The organism is Haloferax sp. Atlit-6N (assembly GCF_003383195.1).
Lineage (GTDB): Archaea > Halobacteriota > Halobacteria > Halobacteriales > Haloferacaceae > Haloferax > Haloferax gibbonsii.
This window is the reverse complement of the sequence record NZ_QEQJ01000392.1, coordinates 1-440: the sequence shown is the minus strand read 5'-3', so window position 1 is coordinate 440 and position 440 is coordinate 1. Positions and strand designations below refer to the sequence as shown.

Annotated in this window: 1 pseudogene; it reads left to right on the top strand. The window is 66.4% G+C overall.

From position 1 onward, the window contains the following. Positions 1 to 28: 28 nt before the first annotated feature. Positions 29 to 440: pseudogene (locus DEQ92_RS22895) on the top strand (transcriptional regulator); the annotation flags it as partial.

Here is a 440-nt window from a genome sequence, read left to right as displayed (position 1 = left end):
TTCCCCCGTGTTGACCGACTGACTACCAATGGCTGATTCCACGAGCGGCGTCGCGGAGGCGAAAGCCGACACACTGCGGGAACAACACCTCCAGCTCCTGCTGGAAATCGAGCCTGCAAAGCGCTGTTCGTGCCCGTTAGCCGGCCCCGACTCGGCGGTCGAAGACGTCCACACGCAGCTCGACGGCGACGTCTGCCACGCCGAGGTGACCGTCGGCGACGGGGACGCCTCGAAAGTGGTCCACGCGACGACGAGCGTCGGCGACGACTGTCTCTGCCGGGCGTTCGCCGAGTTCGAATGCGTACCGCGAATCCGCCGCGCCGACGGCGAGTGTATCGTCGTCGAGACGTATCTCTCGGACCGCGCGGTCATCACCGACCTCGTGGAGCGGCTCGACGAACTGACCGAGCGGGTCTGTCTCAGGCGACTCACCTCCGACG